General features: G+C 60.1%; 26 protein-coding genes and 1 tRNA gene. 13 read left to right on the forward strand and 14 right to left on the reverse strand.

From position 1 onward, the window contains the following. Positions 1 to 8: 8 nt before the first annotated feature. The 9 genes from gspK to gpmA all read right to left on the reverse strand — a co-directional run bounded on the left by gspK (position 9) and on the right by gpmA (position 7,630). The gene (gene gspK, locus VPH40_RS11855) at positions 9 to 980 is read right to left on the reverse strand and encodes a type II secretion system minor pseudopilin GspK (RefSeq protein ID WP_328573520.1); all 972 of its coding nucleotides are present in this window, start codon (positions 978 to 980) and stop codon (positions 9 to 11) included. After that, positions 977 to 1,600, reverse strand: a complete 624-nt coding sequence (locus VPH40_RS11860) for a PulJ/GspJ family protein (RefSeq protein WP_099665805.1) — start codon at positions 1,598 to 1,600, stop codon at positions 977 to 979. The genes gspK and VPH40_RS11860 overlap by 4 nt, the downstream gene beginning before the upstream one ends. Continuing rightward, positions 1,600 to 1,980 carry a type II secretion system minor pseudopilin GspI gene (gene gspI / locus VPH40_RS11865; protein WP_328573521.1) on the reverse strand — a complete coding sequence of 127 codons (381 nt, stop codon included), beginning with the start codon at positions 1,978 to 1,980 and terminating at the stop codon, positions 1,600 to 1,602. Before gspI ends, VPH40_RS11860 begins: the two co-directional genes overlap by 1 nt. Next, the gene (locus VPH40_RS11870; protein ID WP_051959291.1) at positions 1,980 to 2,474 is read right to left on the reverse strand and encodes a GspH/FimT family pseudopilin; all 495 of its coding nucleotides are present in this window, start codon (positions 2,472 to 2,474) and stop codon (positions 1,980 to 1,982) included. The genes gspI and VPH40_RS11870 overlap by 1 nt, the downstream gene beginning before the upstream one ends. Before the next feature lie 12 nt (positions 2,475 to 2,486). Further along, positions 2,487 to 2,939, reverse strand: coding sequence for a type II secretion system major pseudopilin GspG (gene gspG / locus VPH40_RS11875; RefSeq protein WP_035823835.1), 453 nt, complete (start codon positions 2,937 to 2,939; stop codon positions 2,487 to 2,489). 93 nt (positions 2,940 to 3,032) lie between these two features. After that, the gene (locus tag VPH40_RS11880; protein WP_328573522.1) at positions 3,033 to 3,794 is read right to left on the reverse strand and encodes a HesA/MoeB/ThiF family protein; all 762 of its coding nucleotides are present in this window, start codon (positions 3,792 to 3,794) and stop codon (positions 3,033 to 3,035) included. Positions 3,795 to 3,802: 8 nt separating this feature from the next. Next, positions 3,803 to 5,296: a S41 family peptidase gene (locus VPH40_RS11885; protein WP_328573523.1), complete on the reverse strand. Its 1,494-nt coding sequence runs from the start codon at positions 5,294 to 5,296 to the stop codon at positions 3,803 to 3,805. 47 nt (positions 5,297 to 5,343) lie between these two features. Further along, positions 5,344 to 6,807, reverse strand: a complete 1,464-nt coding sequence (locus VPH40_RS11890; protein WP_328573684.1) for a murein hydrolase activator EnvC family protein — start codon at positions 6,805 to 6,807, stop codon at positions 5,344 to 5,346. A gap of 76 nt (positions 6,808 to 6,883) precedes the next feature. After that, complete coding sequence (gene gpmA, locus VPH40_RS11895; protein WP_176381555.1) at positions 6,884 to 7,630, reverse strand: 2,3-diphosphoglycerate-dependent phosphoglycerate mutase; 747 nt, start codon at positions 7,628 to 7,630, stop codon at positions 6,884 to 6,886. Positions 7,631 to 7,736: 106 nt separating this feature from the next. On the opposite strand from gpmA, the gene VPH40_RS11900 reads away from it, so the two are divergent. The 5 genes from VPH40_RS11900 (at position 7,737) to VPH40_RS11920 (ending at position 10,733) form a co-directional block, all read left to right on the forward strand. Then, positions 7,737 to 8,153, forward strand: a complete 417-nt coding sequence (locus VPH40_RS11900) for a rhodanese-like domain-containing protein (RefSeq protein ID WP_099665809.1) — start codon at positions 7,737 to 7,739, stop codon at positions 8,151 to 8,153. A 25-nt stretch (positions 8,154 to 8,178) separates the two neighbouring features. Further along, positions 8,179 to 8,445 (forward strand): glutaredoxin 3, encoded by a 267-nt coding sequence (gene grxC, locus VPH40_RS11905; protein WP_070220900.1) that lies wholly within the window; start codon positions 8,179 to 8,181, stop codon positions 8,443 to 8,445. A 160-nt stretch (positions 8,446 to 8,605) separates the two neighbouring features. After that, complete coding sequence (secB, locus tag VPH40_RS11910; RefSeq protein ID WP_034783580.1) at positions 8,606 to 9,079, forward strand: protein-export chaperone SecB; 474 nt, start codon at positions 8,606 to 8,608, stop codon at positions 9,077 to 9,079. Between the two features lie 83 nt (positions 9,080 to 9,162). Further along, positions 9,163 to 9,624: an SH3 domain-containing protein gene (locus VPH40_RS11915; RefSeq protein WP_328573524.1), complete on the forward strand. Its 462-nt coding sequence runs from the start codon at positions 9,163 to 9,165 to the stop codon at positions 9,622 to 9,624. A 68-nt stretch (positions 9,625 to 9,692) separates the two neighbouring features. Beyond that, positions 9,693 to 10,733 carry an NAD(P)H-dependent glycerol-3-phosphate dehydrogenase gene (locus VPH40_RS11920; protein ID WP_328573525.1) on the forward strand — a complete coding sequence of 347 codons (1,041 nt, stop codon included), beginning with the start codon at positions 9,693 to 9,695 and terminating at the stop codon, positions 10,731 to 10,733. A gap of 14 nt (positions 10,734 to 10,747) precedes the next feature. On the opposite strand, the gene VPH40_RS11925 is transcribed toward VPH40_RS11920, so the two are convergent. From VPH40_RS11925 to mscL, 4 genes are read right to left on the reverse strand one after another with little or no spacing between them, the layout of a single operon-like run. After that, positions 10,748 to 11,092 carry a hypothetical protein gene (locus tag VPH40_RS11925; RefSeq protein ID WP_305056558.1) on the reverse strand — a complete coding sequence of 115 codons (345 nt, stop codon included), beginning with the start codon at positions 11,090 to 11,092 and terminating at the stop codon, positions 10,748 to 10,750. A 15-nt stretch (positions 11,093 to 11,107) separates the two neighbouring features. Beyond that, positions 11,108 to 11,800: a DUF2461 domain-containing protein gene (locus VPH40_RS11930; protein WP_099665812.1), complete on the reverse strand. Its 693-nt coding sequence runs from the start codon at positions 11,798 to 11,800 to the stop codon at positions 11,108 to 11,110. Between the two features lie 21 nt (positions 11,801 to 11,821). Next, positions 11,822 to 12,982 (reverse strand): Do family serine endopeptidase, encoded by a 1,161-nt coding sequence (locus tag VPH40_RS11935; RefSeq protein ID WP_180278647.1) that lies wholly within the window; start codon positions 12,980 to 12,982, stop codon positions 11,822 to 11,824. Positions 12,983 to 13,023: 41 nt separating this feature from the next. After that, the gene (gene mscL / locus VPH40_RS11940; protein WP_046681989.1) at positions 13,024 to 13,473 is read right to left on the reverse strand and encodes a large conductance mechanosensitive channel protein MscL; all 450 of its coding nucleotides are present in this window, start codon (positions 13,471 to 13,473) and stop codon (positions 13,024 to 13,026) included. 414 nt (positions 13,474 to 13,887) lie between these two features. Between mscL and petA the strand changes: the two genes are divergently transcribed. The 7 genes from petA to VPH40_RS11975 all read left to right on the forward strand — a co-directional run bounded on the left by petA (position 13,888) and on the right by VPH40_RS11975 (position 19,118). Further along, on the forward strand, positions 13,888 to 14,496 hold the full coding sequence (gene petA, locus VPH40_RS11945) for a ubiquinol-cytochrome c reductase iron-sulfur subunit (RefSeq protein ID WP_034783594.1): 609 nt from the start codon (positions 13,888 to 13,890) through the stop codon (positions 14,494 to 14,496). Between the two features lie 2 nt (positions 14,497 to 14,498). Next, entirely contained in the window at positions 14,499 to 15,911 is a 1,413-nt protein-coding gene (locus tag VPH40_RS11950; RefSeq protein ID WP_099668284.1) for a cytochrome b, read from the forward strand. Between the two features lie 36 nt (positions 15,912 to 15,947). After that, positions 15,948 to 16,712, forward strand: a complete 765-nt coding sequence (locus tag VPH40_RS11955; protein WP_251349459.1) for a cytochrome c1 — start codon at positions 15,948 to 15,950, stop codon at positions 16,710 to 16,712. Positions 16,713 to 16,832: 120 nt separating this feature from the next. After that, entirely contained in the window at positions 16,833 to 17,444 is a 612-nt protein-coding gene (locus VPH40_RS11960; RefSeq protein ID WP_010394154.1) for a glutathione S-transferase N-terminal domain-containing protein, read from the forward strand. Positions 17,445 to 17,669: 225 nt separating this feature from the next. After that, positions 17,670 to 18,182 (forward strand): ClpXP protease specificity-enhancing factor, encoded by a 513-nt coding sequence (locus VPH40_RS11965; RefSeq protein WP_099665815.1) that lies wholly within the window; start codon positions 17,670 to 17,672, stop codon positions 18,180 to 18,182. A 26-nt stretch (positions 18,183 to 18,208) separates the two neighbouring features. After that, positions 18,209 to 18,284 (forward strand) — tRNA-Thr (locus tag VPH40_RS11970). Between the two features lie 87 nt (positions 18,285 to 18,371). Next, the gene (locus VPH40_RS11975; protein ID WP_328573526.1) at positions 18,372 to 19,118 is read left to right on the forward strand and encodes a hypothetical protein; all 747 of its coding nucleotides are present in this window, start codon (positions 18,372 to 18,374) and stop codon (positions 19,116 to 19,118) included. 15 nt (positions 19,119 to 19,133) lie between these two features. Here the strand turns inward: VPH40_RS11975 and VPH40_RS11980 are convergent, their stop codons facing one another. Continuing rightward, positions 19,134 to 19,697 (reverse strand): recombinase family protein, encoded by a 564-nt coding sequence (locus tag VPH40_RS11980; protein WP_328573527.1) that lies wholly within the window; start codon positions 19,695 to 19,697, stop codon positions 19,134 to 19,136. Positions 19,698 to 19,915: 218 nt separating this feature from the next. Between VPH40_RS11980 and VPH40_RS11985 the strand changes: the two genes are divergently transcribed. After that, complete coding sequence (locus tag VPH40_RS11985) at positions 19,916 to 20,686, forward strand: hypothetical protein (RefSeq protein WP_328573528.1); 771 nt, start codon at positions 19,916 to 19,918, stop codon at positions 20,684 to 20,686. Positions 20,687 to 20,741: the final 55 nt, after the last annotated feature.

Genomic DNA, 20,741 nt, shown 5'->3' on the forward strand with positions numbered 1-20,741 from the left:
TTCAGCTGTTAATTTTCCCGCAACCAGACCAGGCTGGTGGTGCGCTGCGGATCCGTTTTTCGATTGATGAGCGCCACGGCATCGAGCGCGGCACGGTCCAGCCGCACGCGGATGACGGTAAGGAAATAGCGGCTCTTCACATCGAGTTCCACGCCTTCAATCAGTTCAGCATTAATATTATTCTGGAAATTTAACTTATCGACAAACTTTTTGCGCGGATTGCTCAAAGTCAGGGCGCTGGCCTCGGACAGCGACATCATCGTTACGGCCGCCAGCACCTCGGCCGGGGCCGTGTTCACGTTGACCCCCGTGATTTCGGGCAAGATGATGACGACATCGCGCAGCTGCTCGATCATCTGCGGCGTATAGCCGGGCACGGCCAGCAAATCCTCGACTTGCGTGAACGCCACCGGCTCGCTGCCGCCGCCCGTGGCGGGCGTGGCAGCGGGCGTCTTGCCGTCGGTGCCGCTGGCGGTGCGCGGCTTCGGCCGCGCGCGCAGCACGGCGTCGGCCGTCGCTTGCGCCAGGCCGCTGTCGAGCTTCATGTTGGACAATAAACGCTGGTAGGCCAGCACCTGCTTCGGATTGATGGTGCCCGTGGCGTCGACCAGGTTGGTGATATTGAAGCGCGCCTGCGCATCGAGCGCGCGGCCCGAGACTGTGGCGTCGAATTTTTCCGTGTCGACCTTTTCGCGGTCCACGTAATCGTCGAGCCGCGCTTCCTCGATGGGCGTGGCCCACACGCCGTCGGCCGCCGTCAGCATGGGATTGTCCTGGCGCAACCAGAAGCGGGCAAAGTCGACCATGCCGCGCATGGCCCACTGCGTCTGCAGGCGCAAGCGCTGGTTTTCCATCGAGCGCACCTGCACCTGCTGCTGCCAGAACAGGCTGGCGACGACGGTGATGGCCAGCGCCGTCAGCAGCAAGGCCGTGATGACGGCCACGCCGCGCTGGCGCGAGGGGAGCTTGAAGCGCGTCATCCCGGTCCCAATAAAAAGACTTTGGACAGGCCCGCGTCCTGGCCCGGCATTTGCAAGGTCACTTCCAGGCCCGGCACCTGGGTGGAGATGGTGGCGCCCGCCGTCAGCACGTTCCAGGCGCCATTGCTCCAGCCGCGCATGACCATGCTGTCGACGCCCTGCATCAGGGCCACGTCGGCGCTGGAGGTATCGGTATCGTCGCGCGCCGCCTGCCACAGGGTGTCGAGCACGGCCAGGTCGCGCGTGCCGTTCGACTCGCGCCGCGTCAGCACGCCGCCGCGCAGCCGGTAAGTGACCACTTGCAACTGTTGCGGCTCCTGCTCCGAGGCAGCCAGGCGCACCAGGGTCAGGCGGTCATTTTCCGCCGACAGGTTGATGCGGCCGTTCAGCAGGCTGTTGTTCAGCCCGGCGCCGGCCAGGTGATCGCAATCGCTCTGCATCTGGGCAAACGCCAGCTGCATGCCGCGCGCCTGCTCCAGCTGGCTGGTCAGCACTTCGCGCGAGCGCATGATGCTGTCCAGGCCGCGCCAGCCCAGCACGGCGACCATGGCCAGGATGCCGATGGCCACGAGCAGCTCGATCAGGGTGAAACCCGCGGCAGGGACAGGGCGGCGCAGCATCAGTCGTTAAAGGAAAGCAACACTAGGCGCACGATGCGCCGGGCCGGATACTGTGCGTCATAGACGTTGACGCGCACTTGGCGGATGCGGGGATTCGGCGTGGCCACCACTTCCTCCTCGCAAATGAGTTTTAAATCGCCCTGCGGGCAGTCGACCGTGCGCTTGCCCGTCTGCGGGAACGTCTTTGCCAGGCGCAGCCGCACCAAATGGTTTTCCGCCGACCAGGTGGCCATCATGGCGCTGCGCAAGCCGTCGCTGTTCTGCGTCAGGCTGCCGACGGCGCGCAAGGACGCGCCCAGGGCCGTGCCGACGATGACGAGGGCGACCAGGACTTCCAGCAAAGTGAAGCCGCGCTGGCGGCCATGAGGTGGGAGCCGCATCATTGCTCGACCGTGAAGTGGCCGATGCCGTCGGCGCGGATGGCCACGCTGCGCTCGCCGCTGGCCAGGGTCAGGACAAAAGGCTTGTCGACCGGTTCGCGGCCGAAGATGATGCGCAGCGGCTGGGCCACGCTGTTCGAGGGCTGCACGCTGAGCAGCATGGGCGTGTTGGCAAACGCGCGCTCGCGCAGCAAATCGTCCTGCGTCACGGGTTGCCACAGCTTTTCATTGAGAACCAGGAAACGGTATTGATTTTCGTCAGCCTCGAACGCCACCTGCCGGCTGCGCACGATGGCTTCATCGCGCGCCAGCTGCAGCAGCAGCGCGATGCGTTCGGCTTCCTTTTGCAAGGCTTGCTGGCCATTCGGCATGGCGTTCAGCGACACCAGGCCCAGGGTCACGCCGATGATGACCATCACCACCAGCAATTCGATCAGCGTGAAGCCGCTGGCGCGTGGCCGGGGCGGTGCGCGACCGGTGGTCATGGCTGGCATGCAATGGAAAACTTACAGTTCCCAGGAACCGATATCGGCATCGTCGCCGCTACCGCCAGGCTGGCCGTCGGCGCCCAGCGAAATGATGTCGACTTCGCCTTTCACGCCCGGCGACAGGAACTGGTACGGATTGCCCCATGGATCCTTCGGCATTTTTTCCAGGTAACCGCCTGCCTTCCAGCCATTCGCAGCCGGTCCCGTGGTCGGTTTCTCGATCAGCGCCTGCAAGCCCTGTTCCGTGGTCGGGTAGCGCTGGTTATCCAGGCGATACAGTTTCAAGGCTTGCATCACGGTAGCGATATCGACTTTCGCCGCCGCCACTTTCGACTCGCCCGTGCGGGCGATCAGCTTGGGCACCACCAGCGACGCGAGGATACCCATGATCACCACCACGACCATGATTTCGATCAAAGTGAAGCCGCGTGCGCGGCGCTGGCGTATCGGATGGTTTGCTGCGTTTTGCATAAGAAAGAGAGAAGAAGGTGAGTAATGAGTGCAGAGTATAAAGCGGAAATATGACAAAGCCTGTCATATAGGGAAAAATTTGTGCGGGGGCTGTCAGGCCGGCAAGACCACTTCGCCGCAAACGGCGCAGCCGGGGTCGCGCGCGACGCGCATGCTGCTCCATTCCATGTGCAAGCCGTCGAGCAGCAGCAGCCGTCCGGCCAAGGACTCTCCCACGCCCATGATCAGTTTCAGCGCTTCGGCCGCCTGCATGGCGCCCACCACGCCCACCAGCGGCGCGAACACGCCCATGGTAGAGCACGCCTCGTCCGTGAACTGCTGTTCCTGCGGAAACAGGCAGGAATAGCACGGTTGCGTGCCCGTGCGCGGGTCGAACACGCTCACTTGCCCGTCGAAACGGATCACGGCGCCCGACACCAGCGGCACCCTGCCCGCCACGCAGGCGCGGTTGACGGCGTGGCGCGTGGCGAAGTTGTCGGTGCAGTCGAGCACCACCGTGGCGGAGCAGACCAGTTCGGCCAGGCGCGCGCCGTCGAGGCGCTCCTGCAAGGCGATGATATCGATCTCGGGATTGATCCCGGTCAAGGTTTCGCGCGCCGACAGCACTTTCGGCTGGCCCACGCGCTGCGTAGTGTGGGCGATCTGGCGCTGCAGATTGGTCAGGTCGACCGTGTCGTCATCGACCAGGGTCAGCTTGCCGACGCCGCTGGCGGCCAGGTACATGGCCGCGGGCGAGCCGAGTCCGCCCGCGCCGATCACCAGCACATGCGCGTCGAGCAAGGCTTGCTGGCCTTCGATGCCGATCTGGTCCAGCAGGATATGGCGCGAATAGCGCAGCAGCTGATTGTCGTTCATGGCGGCGACTACGGTTTTTGCACAGGAATCTTCTTGTCGTCCGCCTTGATGTCGGAAGCGATTTCCGGCTTGGCGCCGATCTTCTCCACCTTCGCATCGGCCTTGGCCAGCTGCACCGGCAAGCCCTGGAAGTGGTTCAAGGCTTGTTGCAGCTGGAAATCGTCCTTGGCGCCGTATTCGAGCGGCTTGCGCTTTTTCGCCGTGGCGATCAGGCGCTGCTCTTCTTCCAGCTGATCCTGCATGCCTTCCATCGTCGGCTTGGCCGCTTCCGGCTTGCCATCGTTGCTGCTCAAGTGTTTTTCCAGGTCCGCCTCGCGGATGCGCAGGCTGTTCCAGCCATCGCCTTCGGCCGTTTCATCGACCAGCAAGTCGGGCACGATGCCGCGCGCCTGGATGGCCCGGCCTTTCGGCGTGTAGTAGCGGGCCGTCGTCAGCTTGACGGCCGTGTCGGCCGTGATCTGGCGCAAGGTTTGCACGGAACCCTTGCCAAACGTCTGCGTGCCGATGACGGTGGCGCGCTGGTAATCCTGCAGGGCGCCGGCGACGATTTCCGAGGCAGACGCGGAACCGGCGTTGACCAGCACCACCAGCGGCACGGTTTTCAGGGCGGCCGGCAGCTTGGCCAGCGGGTCGGCCCTGGCGCCCGGTGCGGCATAGAATTCGCGGCGGCCATAAAACACCTGTTTCGACTCTGGCAACTGGCCCTTGGTGGAAACGATTACGGAGTTGCCCGGAAGAAACGCTGTCGCCACGCCGATGGCGCCCGGCACGACGCCACCGGGATCGTTGCGCAAGTCCAGCACCAAGCCCTTGAGCTTGGGGTCTTGCGCATACAGCGCGTTGATCTTTTTGACCATGTCATCGACGGTCGGTTCCTGGAACTGGGCGATGCGCAGCCAGGCATAGCCGGGCGCGACCATCTTGGCCTTCACGCTTTGCACGCGGATTTCCTCGCGCACGATGGGGAAGACCAGCGGCTTGCTTTCGCCCTTGCGCGACATCGTCAGCACCAGCTTGGTGCCCGGCTGGCCGCGCATCTTCTTGATGACCTCTTCCAGCTGCAAGCCTTTCAGCGGGATATTGTCGAGGCGGGTGATCAGGTCGCCCGCCAGGATGCCGGCCTTGGCGGCGGGGCTGTCCTCGATGGGCGAGACGACTTTCACGTAGCCGTCTTCCATGCTCACTTCGATGCCGATGCCGACAAACTTGCCCTGCACGCTTTCGCGCATTTCCTTGAAGGCATTTTTATCGAGGTACACGGAGTGCGGGTCCAGGGACGACACCATGCCGGAAATGGCTTCCGTCAAGAGTTTCTTGTCTTCCACCTTCTCGACATAATCGGTCTTGATCAAGCCGAAGACGTCGGACAGCTGGCGCAGCTCGTCGAGCGGCAGCGGGGCATTCGTGATTTTTTGCGCCACGGCCGGGAACTGCAGCGACATGCCGATGCCGGCCAGAACGCCCAGACCGATCAGGCCGATACTTTTGACTTTGATACCCATGTATTCTTCGCAATCTACAAATTCGCTGCCGCAGCAATGGTGGGGACTTAAAACTTCACCCAGGTGGCGGGGTCGAAGGCGCGGCCCTGATGACGCAGTTCAAAGTATAGCCCTGATTCCTCGTTGCCGCCGCTGTTGCCCGCGCTGGCAATGGCCTCGCCGCCCTTGACGGCGTCGCCCACGCGTTTCAGCAGCGACTGGTTATTGCCATAAATACTCATGTACTGGCCGCCGTGGTCGACGATGATCAGATTGCCGAAACCGCGCAGCCAGTCGGAAAACACGACCCGGCCGCCGGCGATGGCGTGGATCTCGCTGCCTTCGCCCGTGCGGATGAACACGCCCTTCCAGCTGGGGCCGTCACCGCGCTTGCTGCCGAAGCGGGCGGCGATCTTGCCCGCCACGGGGGCGCGCAGCTGCCCTTTCATGCTGGCAAAGGCGCCGGCCGGCGCGGCCGGGCCCAGGCTCGGGCGCTCTGGCTCCGGTTCCGGCTTGGGTTCCGGTTTCGGCGTCACCTTCGCCACTTGCGGCGGCTCGTCGTCGTCGATCGGTTCCAGTTTCACGGGCGGCGGTGGCGGCGTTTGCGGCTTAATCTTGCCCGATTTGTTTTGTTGTTCTTTCGCAAGACGTTCGCGCTCGGCCTGCGCCTGGGCGGCCTTGGCGCGCGCGGCCAGCAGGCGTTCGCGTTTTTCCGCCGCGATCTTGGCGTCGGCAGCCGCTTTGGCGGCGGCGCGTTGCTCGGCCAGCAATTGCTGGCGTTTCTTTTCGGCCGCGGCGGCGGCGGCTTGCTCTTCGATCAGTTTTGCCAGTTTGTCGACCAGGTTGCCCATGCGCTGTTCGTCGCGCTCGACATTGCCCACTTCCTTGCGCTGCGCCACCAGGCGCTGCGACAAGCTCGTCAGTAAGGCGGCGCGGCGCGCCTTCTCCTGCACCAGCAGGGCCTTCTGGTCGCGCTCTTCCTGCGCGATTTCTTCCAGTTCATCCTTGGCGTTCTGCACCTCCGCCTGGTTTTTCTCCACGGCAAGCAAGTTGGCGCGCAAGGCTTCCAGCAGGCGCGCCTGCGCCTGCGACACATACGCCATCAGTTGCAAGTCGCGGTTGATGCGGTTCGGGTTATCGCCCGACAAGAGCAGCTTGATGCGGTCTTCGTTGCCGGCAACATATTGTTCACGCAGCAACTTCGACAGCTGCGTCTTCTGTTTCTCGACGGTGGCCGTCAATTGCTGGTGCTCTTGCCCCAGCGCATTGAGTTTCACGCCCGTCTCGCTTTGCTCCTGCGCCAGGTCGCGCAAGGCGCGGTTGGCGTTGGAAATGGCCTCTTCCGACTCGGCCAGGGTATCGGCCGCGTCATCCTTGGCGCTTTCCGTGCGGCTGATGTCGCGCTTGAGCGCCGTCAGCTTTTGTTGCAATCCAGCACGTTGTGCTTCCGCGGCCGCCTTCTGCTTGCTGCGTTCGGTGGGCTTGGCGCCCTGCGCGGCACCGCTGGAAAGCAGCAGCGCCAGGCACAGCATGGCGCCGGCGCGCCACGCCGGCAGGGGTCGTTCAGCAGAGGGGGCGATGGCTGTGCCGCGGAAGAAAGACGACAAGTTACTTGGCCTTCCCTTGGTTCGCCACGGCAGCTTGCGCTGCCGCAATCGCTGCCGGGTCGCCCAGGTAGTAATGGCGGATCGGTTTCAGGTCGGCGTCCAGTTCATACACGAGCGGCTGGCCGTTCGGGATGTTCAGGCCGACGATGTCGCTGTCGCTGATGCCGTCGAGCATCTTGATCAGCGCGCGCAAGCTGTTGCCGTGGGCCGAAATGATGATTTTCTTGCCGGCGCGGATGGCCGGGGCGATTTCCTCGTCCCAGGCCGGCATCACGCGCGCCACGGTGTCTTTCAGGCATTCGGTCAGGGGAATCGACGCTTGCGGCAAGCCCGCGTAGCGCGGATCGTTGAACGAGGCGCGGTCATCGTTCGCTTCCAGCGGCGGCGGCGGGGTGTCGTAGCTGCGGCGCCATACCAATACTTGCTCGTCGCCATACTTGGCGGCTGTCTCGCCCTTGTCCAGGCCTTGCAGGGCGCCGTAGTGGCGCTCGTTCAAGCGCCAGTCGTTCTTGATCGGCAAATACATCATGTCCATCTCGTCGAGCGCCAGCCACAGGGTGCGGATGGCGCGCTTCAGGACGGAAGTGTAGGCCACGTCGAACGTAAAACCTTCCTGCTTGAGGATCTGGCCGGCGGCCTTGGCTTCGTTGACGCCCTTTTCCGTCAGATCGACGTCGGTCCAGCCGGTGAAGCGGTTATCGAGGTTCCAGGTGGACTCGCCGTGACGCATGAAAACGATTTTGTACATAGTTCTATCTTCTCAAGGGGTTCAAATCAAAAAAGCAAAACGTAAAAAGACCTCGTCCAGCTTCTATTTTATAATGCGCGGATTGACTTAAACCATTGGACCCTACGTGAAATTCATTATCGACCACATTTTTCTGTTTGCCATCGTCATTATTTCCGGCGGCGCCCTCCTCTGGCCACTGCTGTCGATGCGCGGCAAGCGCGCGACCGTGCTGGAAGTCACGCAACTGATCAACCGTGGCAAGACTGTCATCGTCGACGTGCGCAACGCGGAAGAATTCGCCACGGGCCACTTGCCTGACGCAAAAAATATTCCCCTGCCGGAACTGGCAAAACGCCTGGGCGAGCTGGAAAAATTCAAAACGCGTCCCATTGTAGTGGTTTGCCAGAAAGGTTCGCGTTCGGCAACCGCCGTCGGCCTGCTGGGCAAAGCCGGTTTCGCTGAGGCAACGAGCCTGGAAGGCGGCCTCGACGAATGGAAAAAGCAAGGTTTGCCATTGAAAACCTTGTCGCTGGCGAAATAAGCCGGCCTTAACTGAAGGAATCATCATGACCGTACCAGTAATTGTCTATAGCACCGCCGTGTGCCCGTATTGCGTGCGCGCCGAGCGCCTGTTGGAAGCCAAGGGCGTCGCCGTGCAAAAGATCCGCGTCGACCTCGACCCGGAAGAGCGCATCAAGATGATGGAACGCACGGGCCGCCGCACGGTGCCGCAGATCTATGTGGGCGATACCCACGTGGGCGGATTCGACGATTTGTATGCGCTCGATCAAGCTGGCAAGCTGGACCCCTTGTTAAATGGCACGGCAGCCTGATATAAAGCGGGTTCGAGAAATTGCTTGGTTTTTTGTCGTATTGTTTTGATACAATTGCCCTCGCACCTGATCTGGCCGCGCCTATCCGGCGCGGTTTGAATACCGCAAGCACCATATTTGAACGGTGTGCCGTTCTTGTCCTTTACAACGAAAGCGTTCCATGTCTGACGAAAATCTGCAACCAGTCTTCCAAATCCAACGCGTCTACCTGAAAGACATGTCGCTGGAACAACCAAATTCCCCAGCTATTTTCCTGGAACAAGAAGCACCAGCCATCGAAGTGGCACTGGACGTGGGCGCTGCGCCTCTGGCCGACGGCATCTTCGAAGCCACCGTGACCATCACCGTCACCGCCAAAGTCGGCGAAAAAGTCGCTTTCCTGGTTGAAGGCAAGCAAGCCGGTATCTTCGAAGCACGCAACATTCCTGCTGATCAACTCGATCCACTGCTGGGAATCGGCTGCCCGAACATCATCTACCCTTACCTGCGCGCCAACATCGCCGACGTGATCACCCGTGCCGGCTTCCCGCCAGTGCACCTGGCCGAGATCAACTTCGAAGTGTTCTACCAACAACGTCTGCAAGCTATTGCTGACGCCGCTGCAGCAGCGCCCGCAGCTAGCGAAACGCACTAAGCTCTTGCAAGACCCCGCCAGCCGTCAAGGCTGGCCTGACACGGCGGCCTGGCCGCCGTGTTTCGTTAAGGTTCAAAAATATCATGTTGAAAAGTGCGCTCTTGAGCAAGTTCCGCTGGATGGCCGGCGCCGTGCTGCTGCTGGCGACCGCCGCCAGCCACGCCGTCGATTTCAAAACGGTGGGCGCGGCTCCCGTGATCCTGTACGACGCGCCATCCGCCAAGGGCGGCAAGCTGTACGTGGCGCCACGCGGCATGCCGCTGGAAATCGTGCTCAGCTACGGCGAATGGGTCAAGGTACGCGACGCCAGCGGCGAAATGGCCTGGACGGAAGCCAAGGGCCTGTCCGCCAAGCGCAACGTCGTGGCGCGCGCCGCGAACCTCAAGGTTCGCGCCAGCCCCGACGACACCGCCTCCGCCATCATCCTCGTCGACAAGGGCGTGCTGCTGGAAATGAGCGAGCAGCCGAGCTCCAACTGGGTCAAGGTCCGCCACAAGGATGGCCAGAGCGGCTACGTCAAGACCAGCGAAGTGTGGGGCCTGTAAGCACCGCCAGATTCATCCGGGCAGCGGCCAGCCGCGCCGCGCCCCTCCCCCTGCCAGACTGAGGTCGCATGCAAGTTTCTCCCGATACATCTCCCGCCGCCACGGCGCTCCCCCGCAAGATCACCATCCTCGGCGCCGGCGCCTGGGGCACGGCCGTGGCCATGGCCCTGGCCGGCCGCCACGACGTGCTGCTGTGGGGCCGCAACGGCGACGCCATGGCCGCCATGGCCGCCAGCGGCGAAAACAGTTATCTGCCCGGCTTCCCCTTGCCGCCGCAACTGCGCATCAGCGCCGACTTCGACTCGGCCGTCGCGCATGCCGGTGACGAACACGGCATTTTGATCGCCGCCTGCCCCGTGGCGGGCTTGCGGCCCATGCTGCAGCAATTGAAAGACAAGGCCATCGGCAACCTGGTGTGGCTGTGCAAAGGCTTTGAAGGCGGCACGGGCTTGTTGCCGCACCAGATCGTGCAGGAAGTACTGGGCGACAATATCCCCGGCGGCGCCCTGTCCGGCCCCTCGTTCGCGCAGGAAGTGGCGCGCGGCTTGCCGTGCGCGCTGACCATCGCCTCGCACAGCGCGGCCTTGCGCGCCAGCGTCGTCTCGGCCTTGCATGGCGGCACCATCCGCGTGTATGCGAGCGACGACCTGGTGGGCGTGGAAGTGGGCGGCGCCGTCAAGAATGTGCTGGCGATCGCCACGGGCGTGGCCGACGGCCTGGGCCTGGGCTTGAATGCGCGCGCCGCGCTGATTACGCGGGGCCTGGCGGAAATCACGCGCCTGGGCACGGCCCTGGGTGGCCAGACGGAAACGTTCATGGGCTTGACGGGCATGGGCGACCTGATTCTGACGTGCACGGGCGACCTGTCGCGCAACCGCCGCGTCGGCTTGGGCCTGGCGCAAGGCAAGGCGCTCGATACCATCGTGGCCGAGCTGGGTCATGTGGCCGAAGGCGTGCCGTGCGCCAAGGCTGTGCGCCAACTGGCGCGCCGCATGGGCGTCGAGATGCCGATCACCAACGCGGTGGCCGGCGTGCTGTTCGATGGCGATTTGCCGCACGTGATGGTGCAGCAGCTGCTGTCGCGCGATCCGCGCGCCGAAGCGGCTTGAGCGCCAGAAAAAACCTAACGTCCCGCCTTGTGCATGAGTATGGTCAGTAATAACAGGCTGTCTTCGCACGCTTCCAGGGCGTGCGCCTGGCCGCCGAGCAGGTACAGCATCTGCCCCGGCCCCAGCAGGTGCACGCCGCCATGCGCCGTCACCGCCACCTGCCCTTGCAGGCACAGCAAGGTGATTTCGCCGAGCACGTGATGCTCGGGCATGGTCTTGCCCTTGGGCATGCACATGCGGATCAGTTCCAGCTCATCCGTCTTGGCCAGCGCGATGGCGGAAAACTGCGACAGGTCGTCGCCGTCCCTGCGCAGCACCTCGATCACCTGTCCTGAACTTGCGTGTTCCAGTGCCATCATGTGCTCCTTCCGCAATTACTCGGTGACTTCCTCCGGCTCTTTCGCGCCGCGCATCCACTCGACCAGCGGCCACGCATCCTTCAAGCCTTCCGCCAGGGTTGGCAGCAGTTTCTCGGGTTCGTTCACGGGCAGCGGTATTTCGGTCCAGACAAAAAAGCTCTTCAGCTTGATGAATTCGATATGTTCGGCATCCGCCTCGAAGCCCTTGGGCGGGCGCTGCAACTTGCCCTCGTTCTGGATGGTGCCGAAACGGGCTTTCAAACGCTTATTTTTCAGCACTTTGGAAAACCCTGGCGCGTCGTTGAGCATATGCTCGCGCAGCGCCTTCAGGCGCCCGGGCGGCGGCATGTATTCGCCGGCGCCGAACAGCAAGTTGCCCTGGCCATCGATCTGCAGGTAATACGTGGGACCGCCCGCCTTGCTGGGACGGCGCATGTCGTTCGGCGCAATGGCGGCCGAAAAGCGCGTCTTATACGGGCTTTTATCGTGCGCAAAACGCACGTCGCGGTTGATGCGGAACAAGGCCTTCTTCGGATTGCAGTACTTCACGGCCGGATCGAACTTGCCCAGTTCGCCTATCAGCGACGTCACCAGCGCGAGAAATTCCTCGCGCAGGATGTCGTAACGGGGCTTGTTCATGACAAACCAGGGACGGTTGTTGTTGTCGCTCAGTTCACGTAAAAATTGGGTCAAGTCACGCACATGCATGTGTCAAATTCCGATCAGCAACTATTTGGAAAGCTCTTTCGGGAGGGGGCGCTTGCCCACCATCACGTCGAGCGCCGCTTCGCGATTCTTGCGCAGCACCGTCATTTTAGCTTTTCCGCCGGGCGGCAGTTGGGCGATCAGGTTCAGCATTTCCGTCGTGTCGCCCACGGGCTTGCCTTCCACCGTCAGCAGGATGTCGCCGGGCACGATGCCCGCCTTGTCGGCCGGGCCGTTGCGCACCACGCCGGCGATGATGGCGCCGCTGCTGCGCTGCAAGTTGAAGCTTTGCGCCAGCTCGGGCGTGATGTCCTGCGTTTCCACGCCGATCCAGCCGCGCACCACGTGGCCATCCTTGATGATGGCTTCCATCACGGTTTTCGCCGTCGAGACGGGAATGGCGAAGCCGATGCCGACGGAGCCGCCGCTTTGCGAATAGATCGCCGTATTGATGCCAATCAAGTTGCCGCGCGTATCGACCAGGGCGCCGCCCGAATTGCCGAAGTTAATCGCCGCATCCGTCTGGATGAAATTTTCAAAGCTGTTGATGTGCAGGTTGTTGCGCCCCAGGGCCGAGATGATGCCCATGGTCACCGTCTGGCCCACGCCGAAGGGGTTGCCGATGGCCAGCACCACATCGCCCACGCGCGCCAGTTCCGACTGGCCCAGCACGATGACGGGCAGCTTGTCGAGGTTGATCTTGATCACGGCCAGGTCCGTTTCCGGGTCCAGGCCCACCACCTTGGCGGGCGCCTTGCGGCCATCCGTAAGCACCACTTCGATTTCGTCGGCGCCTTCGACCACGTGGTTGTTGGTCAGCACATAGCCTTCATGGCTGACGATGACGCCCGAACCGAGGCTGTTTTTCAAGTCATCGTCATCCTCGCCGTCCGGGTCGCGGTCGCCGAAGAAACGTTTGAAGAAGGGATCGCGCGCCAGCGGATGGGCGCCGCGCTTGGGTACTTGCAGGGTGAGGATGTTGACGACGGCGGGCATGGCGCGCGCCGCCGCGTCGCGGTAGGAACCGGGCGCCAGGCTGCTGGACGCCGTTTCCACCACGGGCACCGGTTTAGTCGGAGAGCCCAGTTGCTGTACCCGGCTGGCCGGGCGCAGCGCGCCGTACACAAAGTACAGCGCCAACGCGATCGTCACGGTTTGCGCAAACAATAACCAGAATCGTCGCATACAGTTCTCTGCCCAGGTCAGCCGGCCGGTGCCGGAACGACTTATTTTGCCAGATCGTTGCTATTCTGTCCGTTCTTCTGCAGGGAGTCGCGGATTTCACGCAGCAGCACGATGTCTTCCGGCGTGGCCGGTGCCGGCGCCGGCGCGACCGGTTCGCTGCGACGGGCCTTGTTCATCAGGCGCACCATCTGGAAGATGATGAAAGCCAGAATGACGAAGTTGAGCAAAATGGTGAGGAAATTGCCGTAGGCCAGCACGGCGCCCGCCTTTTTCGCTTCCACCAGGGTCAGGGTCGTCGCCTGGCCATTCAGGGGCAGGTAGTAATTGGCGAAATCGAGGCCGCCGAAAATGCGGCCGATGGGCGGCATGATCACGTCTTGCACCAGGGAATCGACAATCTTGCCGAAGGCACCACCGATAATGACACCGACCGCCAGATCGACGACGTTACCCTTCATTGCAAATTCTTTAAATTCTTGCATCATTGCCATGAAATTTCTCCTTCGGATATGTATAAAAAACATGCCGATCATACTATTGATTCCCGGGCACACCAACTTGTGGTTGCCGGCGAGACCAATTCCGGCACAGCCGCGCGCATCTAGTTCGAAAGAACTAGCCACCTCCTGCAAAAGTATATAAATTATGGTACAAGCAACGTTTTTGTTTTATTCGTTGTTTGCTTCACTTATAATTTGCGGTTGCCAGAAGCGGCTTTTTCGCTTCCGGATAATCAACAAGAAACTGGCATGGGCTGCGCCATAGTCCGAAGTTCCGCAGGGATGTTGCCACTTTACCGTACAAAGATGCGGGTTGCGGCAATCAGTGGGAAAGAGCTTCGGCGACGGGTTTTTCGCGGCTGCCACTCATAATAAAGATTCGCATTTTGACTGATTGGGGTTTGCATGAGTAACGAAAAGCAGGTCGATTCAGGCCGTCGCGGCTTGCTCGTCGCCACGTGCGCGGCGGGCAGTGTAGTTGGATTGGCAACCGCGGGAGCCTTGGTAAGCACCTTCCAGCCGTCGGAGCGCGCGAAAGCGGCTGGCGCGCCGGTCGAAGTAGACATCACCACCTTGCAACCCGGCGAAATGCGCACCGTCGAATGGCGCGGCAAGCCGGTCTGGATCCTGAAGCGCACGCCGGAAATGATCGCGTCGCTCAAGCAAACCGATGGCAAGGTCGCCGATGCCAATTCCCAACGCAATCCCGCCGAATTCACGCCCGAATACTGCATGAACGAGGCGCGTTCCATCAAGCCTGAAATTCTCGTCGCCGTCGGCATCTGCACCCACCTGGGCTGCTCCCCTTCCTCGAAATTTACCCCCGGCCCGCAACCGTCGCTGCCCGATGACTGGGAAGGCGGCTTCCTGTGCCCTTGCCACGGCTCCACCTTCGACATGGCTGGCCGCGTGTTCAAGAACAAGCCGGCGCCGGACAACCTGCAAGTGCCGCGCCATATGTACCTGAGCGACACCAAATTGCTGATAGGTAAAGACGAGAAAGGCGAGGCTTGATCATGGCTGCTTTCAAAGAAACAAAATTCCCGGCGGACGCTCCCGTCGCCGAAAAAGCGCTGGGCTGGGTCGATGACCGCTTTCCCCTGACCAAGCTGTGGAACGACCAATGGGGCAAGTACTACGCCCCGAAAAACTTCAACTTCTGGTACATCTTCGGTTCGCTGGCCATGCTGGTGCTGGTGCTGCAGATCGTCACCGGCATCTTCCTGACCATGCACTACAAACCGGATGCGGCCCTGGCCTTCAATTCCGTCGAGTACATCATGCGCGAAGTGCCGTGGGGCTGGCTGGTGCGCTACATGCACTCGACGGGCGCCTCGGCCTTCTTCATCATCGTCTACCTGCACATGACGCGCGGCCTGCTGTACGGCTCGTACCGCAAGCCCCGTGAACTGATCTGGCTGTTCGGTTTCGCCATCTTCCTGTGCCTGATGGCCGAAGCGTTCTTCGGCTACCTGTTGCCATGGGGCCAGATGTCGTACTGGGGCGCACAAGTGATCGTCAACCTGTTTGGCGCCATCCCGCTGATCGGCCCTGACCTGTCGCTGTGGATCCGCGGCGACTACGTCGTTTCCGACGCGACCCTGAACCGCTTCTTCGCCTTCCACGTGATCGCCATCCCGCTGGTACTGCTGGGCCTGGTTGCAGCGCACTTGATCGCCCTGCACGAAGTCGGTTCGAGCAACCCGGACGGCATCGAAGTGAAGGAAAACCTGGGCGCCGACGGCCACCCGGTCGATTCGATTCCTTCGCACCCGTACTACACCGTGCACGATTTGTTCGGCGTCTCGATCTTCCTCGTGATTTTCAGCGCCGTCGTCTTCTTCGCGCCGGAAATGGGCGGTTATTTCCTGGAATACAACAATTTCCTGCCGGGCGATTCGCTGAAGACCCCGCTGCACATCGCGCCAACCTGGTACTTCACGCCGTTCTATTCGGTGCTGCGCGCCACCACGGCCGACTTCATGTACGTGCTGATGGGTGTCGTGGCTGCCTACGTGGTGTTCATCTGGCTCAAGTCGCGCCTGTCGACGACGGTCAAGTCTGCCATCGCCGGCATCGCCATCGTCGCCATCATCGGCATGCTGCCGCAGGTGCTGGACGCGAAATTCTGGGGCGTGGTGTTCTTCGGCGGTTCCGTCGTGATCCTGGCGTTCCTGCCATGGCTCGACCATTCCCCGGTGAAATCGATCCGCTACCGTCCGAACTGGCACAAATATGTGTACGCCATCTTCGGCCTGTCGTTCCTGATCCTCGGCTACCTCGGGACCCAGGCGCCAACGGATACGAAGACCATCGTGTCGCAAGTGTGCACCCTGATTTACTTCAGCTTCTTCCTGTTGATGCCATGGTGGAGTGCAATGGGCAAGTTCAAGACCGTGCCGTCGCGTGTGACGTTTCACCCGCACTAAGCCGCTCTCACGCCACGCTCAAAGGACATACATCATATGAAGATTGCAAAAAAACTGCTCGCCATCCTGGCCCTCGTGCCCGCCATGGCTCTCGCCAGCGAAGGCGGCTTTCCGCTGGACAAGGCTCCTGACCGCCAGACCAACATGGCAGCGCTGCAACATGGCGCCAAATTGTTCGTCAATTATTGCCTGAATTGCCACGCCGCCGTGTCGATGCGCTACAACCGCCTGCGCGACCTGGGCTTGACGGAAGACCAGATCAAGCAGAATCTGTTGTTCTCCGGCGATAAAGTCGGCGACTTGATGACGACGAGCCTGGCACCGCAGGACGCCAAGGCCTTCTTTGGCGTCGTACCGCCGGATTTGTCGGTAATTTCGCGCGCGAAATCATCTTCCGCTGGCACAGGCGGCGACTACCTGTATACTTACCTGCGTACGTTCTATAAAGACGACACTCGTCCGACCGGCTGGAACAACATGGTCGTGCCGAATGTTGCCATGCCGCATGTATTATGGGAATTGCAAGGTGTCCAGTCTGCCAAGTTCGTGGAAGAGAATGATCCGCACGAAGCTGGCAAGAAGATCCACAAATTTGCCGGCTTCGAGCAGGTCAAGCCAGGTACGTTGAACAAGATCGAGTATGACAATGCGGTAGCCGACCTGGTCGGCTACATGGAGTGGATGGCCGAACCGGCACAGCAGACACGCAAGCGCCTGGGCGTGTGGGTGCTGCTGTTCCTGTCGGTCTTTGCTCTGCTGGCATGGCGCCTTAACGCGTCGTTCTGGAAGGAAGTCAAATAAGTGAGGCGCCGGCCATAGGCCGGTTTATGCCTGTTTCTGCGTTGTCCGCATGAGTGGACAAGCGACCTGGGGTGAGCCGTTCGCGGCTTCACCCCCTTTGTTTCTAAGGAACTATAAAAAATGATGGTTCTCTATTCGGGTACAACCTGCCCATTTTCGCAACGCTGCCGCCTGGTCCTGTTTGAAAAAGGCATGGACTTCGAAGTGCGCGACGTCGACCTGTTCAACAAACCGGAAGACATTTCGACCATGAATCCGTATGGCCAGGTGCCTATCCTGGTCGAACGCGAACTGATCCTGTATGAATCGAACATCATCAACGAGTACATCGATGAGCGCTTCCCGCATCCGCAACTGATGCCGGCCGATCCGCTGATGCGCGCCCGCGCGCGCCTGATGCTGTTCAATTTCGAAAAAGAACTGTTCGTGCACGTGCACGTGCTGGAAAGCGAACGCGCCAAGAGCAACGACAAGGCCCACGACAAGGCACGCGCGGAAATCCGCGACCGCCTGACGACCCTGGCGCCGCTGTTCCTGAAAAACAAGTACATGCTGGGCGACGAATTCTCGATGCTCGACGTGGCTGTCGCGCCGCTGCTGTGGCGCCTGGACCACTACGGCATCGAACTGTCGAAGACGGCCGCACCGCTGATGAAATACGCCGAACGCATCTTCTCGCGTCCTGCGTACATCGAAGCGCTGACGCCATCCGAAAAAGTGATGCGTCGCTAAAAGATATCCCCATAAAGCTACTGCGCAGCCCGCTCTTGACCTGGCGTTACTCGCCGTACTTCAGTACGGCTGCGTTACTGAGGCCAATATCGGGCTTGCTCGCTACGCTTTCTGGGGCATCTTGGGCCATGTGTTAAAGTTGCTTTTTGCGCTGTCCCAGTCTTTTGAACTACCGGTGCGCCCGCCTCATGCTGACGGGGGCGCTCCCGCCTCACCGTGCCTACCATGTCTGAAATCTCAACCAAACCTTATATGCTGCGCGCCATCTACGAGTGGTGCACCGACAGCGGCTACACGCCTTATCTCGCGGTCAAAGTCGATTCGCGCACCACGGTACCGATGGAATACGTGAAAAAGGGCGAAATCGTGCTCAACATCAGCTTCGGCGCCACCAGCGGCCTGAAGATGGACAACGACGCCATCCGCTTCCACGCCCGCTTTGGCGGCGTCTCGCGTGAAATCTACGTGCCGGTCGACAACGTGATGGCCATCTACGCCAACGAAAACGGCCAGGGCATGGCTTTCGAGCCCGTGCTGGGCAACGATGACCCGGACGCGCAACCGACGGACAGCCCGGCCTCCGCCGACGTCCCGCCACCCGTGCTCGCCCCCGCCGCCAGCGGTCCCACCCTGTCGTCCGTGCCGACCAGCTCCCCCGAACAACGCGACAGCGCCACGCCTGGCGACGACGAGCCACCAAAAAAAGGCGGCCGCCCGACCCTGACACGCATTAAATAGCGTATAATTCGCAACGCGCAGTTTTTGCCGACTTAGCTCATTTGGTAGAGCAGTTGATTTGTAATCATCAGGTGGCCAGTTCGAAACCGGCAGTCGGCACCAATAAATTCAAGCACTTAGCCCAGTCTTTGCGGACTGGGCTTTTTGCTATCTAGCCTTGTGTAGGCAAATTTTGGCAAGGCGAGCGAAATGGCACCGGACTCTATAACTCCGTGGTATTTAGATTGGTCGATGTGGTCATCTGTCGCCGCGTTCGTGGCTCTAGGCCTTTCAATTGTTCCTTATTTGCGACGATTCCGTAAATCGCGCTTGGAAATTGATGTCTATCAGAGAATATTTCTGACGCATAAAGTCGGCAACCCTAACGCCCAACTGCAGGTCATGCTTACCAATACAGGGGGAAAGCGTATAAGGGTGCGCGGTATGTCGCTCGACATAAAGCGTGCAGGAGACACCCTATTTAGCCTTGTAGGGGTCACGTATTTGCATTTGCCAAGTGCCTCTGATGGGGTGTTGCTTGCACCATTTAGTCTACAGGTAGAGCAGGAATGGGGGCATTTGGTAAATTTTTACCAAATTACCACTCAGCAAGAACAGAGGACTTTCAGAACATTTCAGAAGTCCATCAAGGATAATATTATCGCCCAACGCGTTGGAATGCCTCCCAGCGCGCCGGATGTAGAGGCGCCCCCTGAACTTGTTGCTCCCGCGTTGGAGTATTTCAACCGCAGATTTAAGTGGTTTGAGGGCGAATTTGAATTGACCTTAACTATTTCGACCGACACCGATTTCGTCGCGTCCAAAAAATTAAGGATGACTATTTTTGAAACTGACTCTCAGAACCTTGAGGAGTGCAAAACGCAGCTCAAATTTGGTAGGGACATTCTACAAAACGACGCTCCAGGCACCATTGTTGAACTGATGGAAAGAGCCTAGTCTCAATGCTACGCCCTACGGCTTTACCACACCCAAAATGCTGGCTCGCGATACAGCGTGCATGCGGGCAAGAGAGCTGACACTTTCGCCGGCAGCATATCTAGTAATAATATCGGCGCGCTGCTCGGCCGTGGTCTTAGACGGCCGGCCCAGTGTCTTACCTTCGCTCTTGGCCCGAGCCAGACCTGCCTGCGTGCGCTCCACCAGCAAATCGCGCTCCATCTCGGCCACAGCTGCCAACATAGTCATCATCATCTTGCCGGCTGGCGAAGTCAGGTCCAGCTTGCCCAGCTGCAGCACGATGACGGCAATCTTGCGGGCGGCCAGCAGCTTGACGGTGGCGCCGACGTCCTGCGCGTCGCGGCCGAGGCGGTCCAGCTTCGCCACCACCAGAGTTTCGCCATTTCGAATCTGGGCCAGCAGCGCGGCAAACTCCGGGCGCTCGCTGGCGCTGGTCTTGCCACTGATGGCATCCGCATACCAGTAATCGACCTGATGGCCGGCCGCTTCAATTTCCATCTTCTGGTTCTCTGCGGTTTGCTCTTTGGTGCTGACGCGGCCGTATGCGAAGGTTGCCATTGTGTTTCTCCGGTTAAGACTGTTAGAAAACACTGTTAGAATATATCCAACTGTTAGAAATAGAAAGCCCTATATTTCCAACATGTATTTATGGTGATGTTTGTAGATGTTAGAAATCGCTCGTTTTCCAACACCTTTCTAATATAGGATATTATCAAAGGGCCAATATGGCTTGAACCATAATCGAGGAGCGATTGAGAGATGGGTGGGAAGCACGCATGAAAGGTCCGACATTGGAGTGGGATGAACGTTTGCACTATCGAGATAGGTTTAGAGCTGCCCGTTATGCCGCACTTGCTGACTCAGAGGGTTTTAGCGAAATGTGTTTTGCAATGGAAGCATTAGGGCTACGACTGAGCGAGAAGGAAGGCACTTTGAATTCCTATCACGAAAAACTTAGGCCACTGGCACAAGACTCTACGGTTTTATCTGAACTAACTGCAATTTTCCCAACGCTTTTTACCACATTCGACGCCCTGTATACCACGGTTAAACGAGCACGAAATGATGTAATGCATACGGGTGTGTACGCTCGCCACGCTACAAAAGCAGCGATTGAATTATGTATAGGACTGGAGGAAGGATTGATGAAGGAGCAAACAACCCGCAGGACGTCGGTCGCCGACTTCATGGTAAAGGAGCCGGTTATTCTTCAGCCATGGCAACCAGTTGCATATGCACGCCAACTAATGCTAACCCACTCCTTCACGTACTTACCCGTCTACATAGGTGGGTGGCACTTGGTCTCTGAAATAGCCATGGTGCAATATTTGCATAATAGCGGAAACAGACCGTACTCACTTGCGAAGTCAATTGAAGAAGCGCACGGAGAAGGCTTGAGGCTGATACCAACCGCTCCTGTCAATTCTGAGGACAACGTAGCGGAGCTGTTGGCGGCTGCGCAAGAAGGTGACAGCCCTATGTTGTGGCTGGTTGCCGACCAACATAACGGAATATGTGGGGTTTTAACTCCGTATGAATTAATGTAACGCGGTTGTGTATGACTCGCAGCAAGCCTGACTTGTCGCTCAAGAGGCATGAACC

The organism is Janthinobacterium sp. P210005, from assembly GCF_036231865.1.
Lineage (GTDB): Bacteria > Pseudomonadota > Gammaproteobacteria > Burkholderiales > Burkholderiaceae_D > Janthinobacterium > Janthinobacterium kumbetense.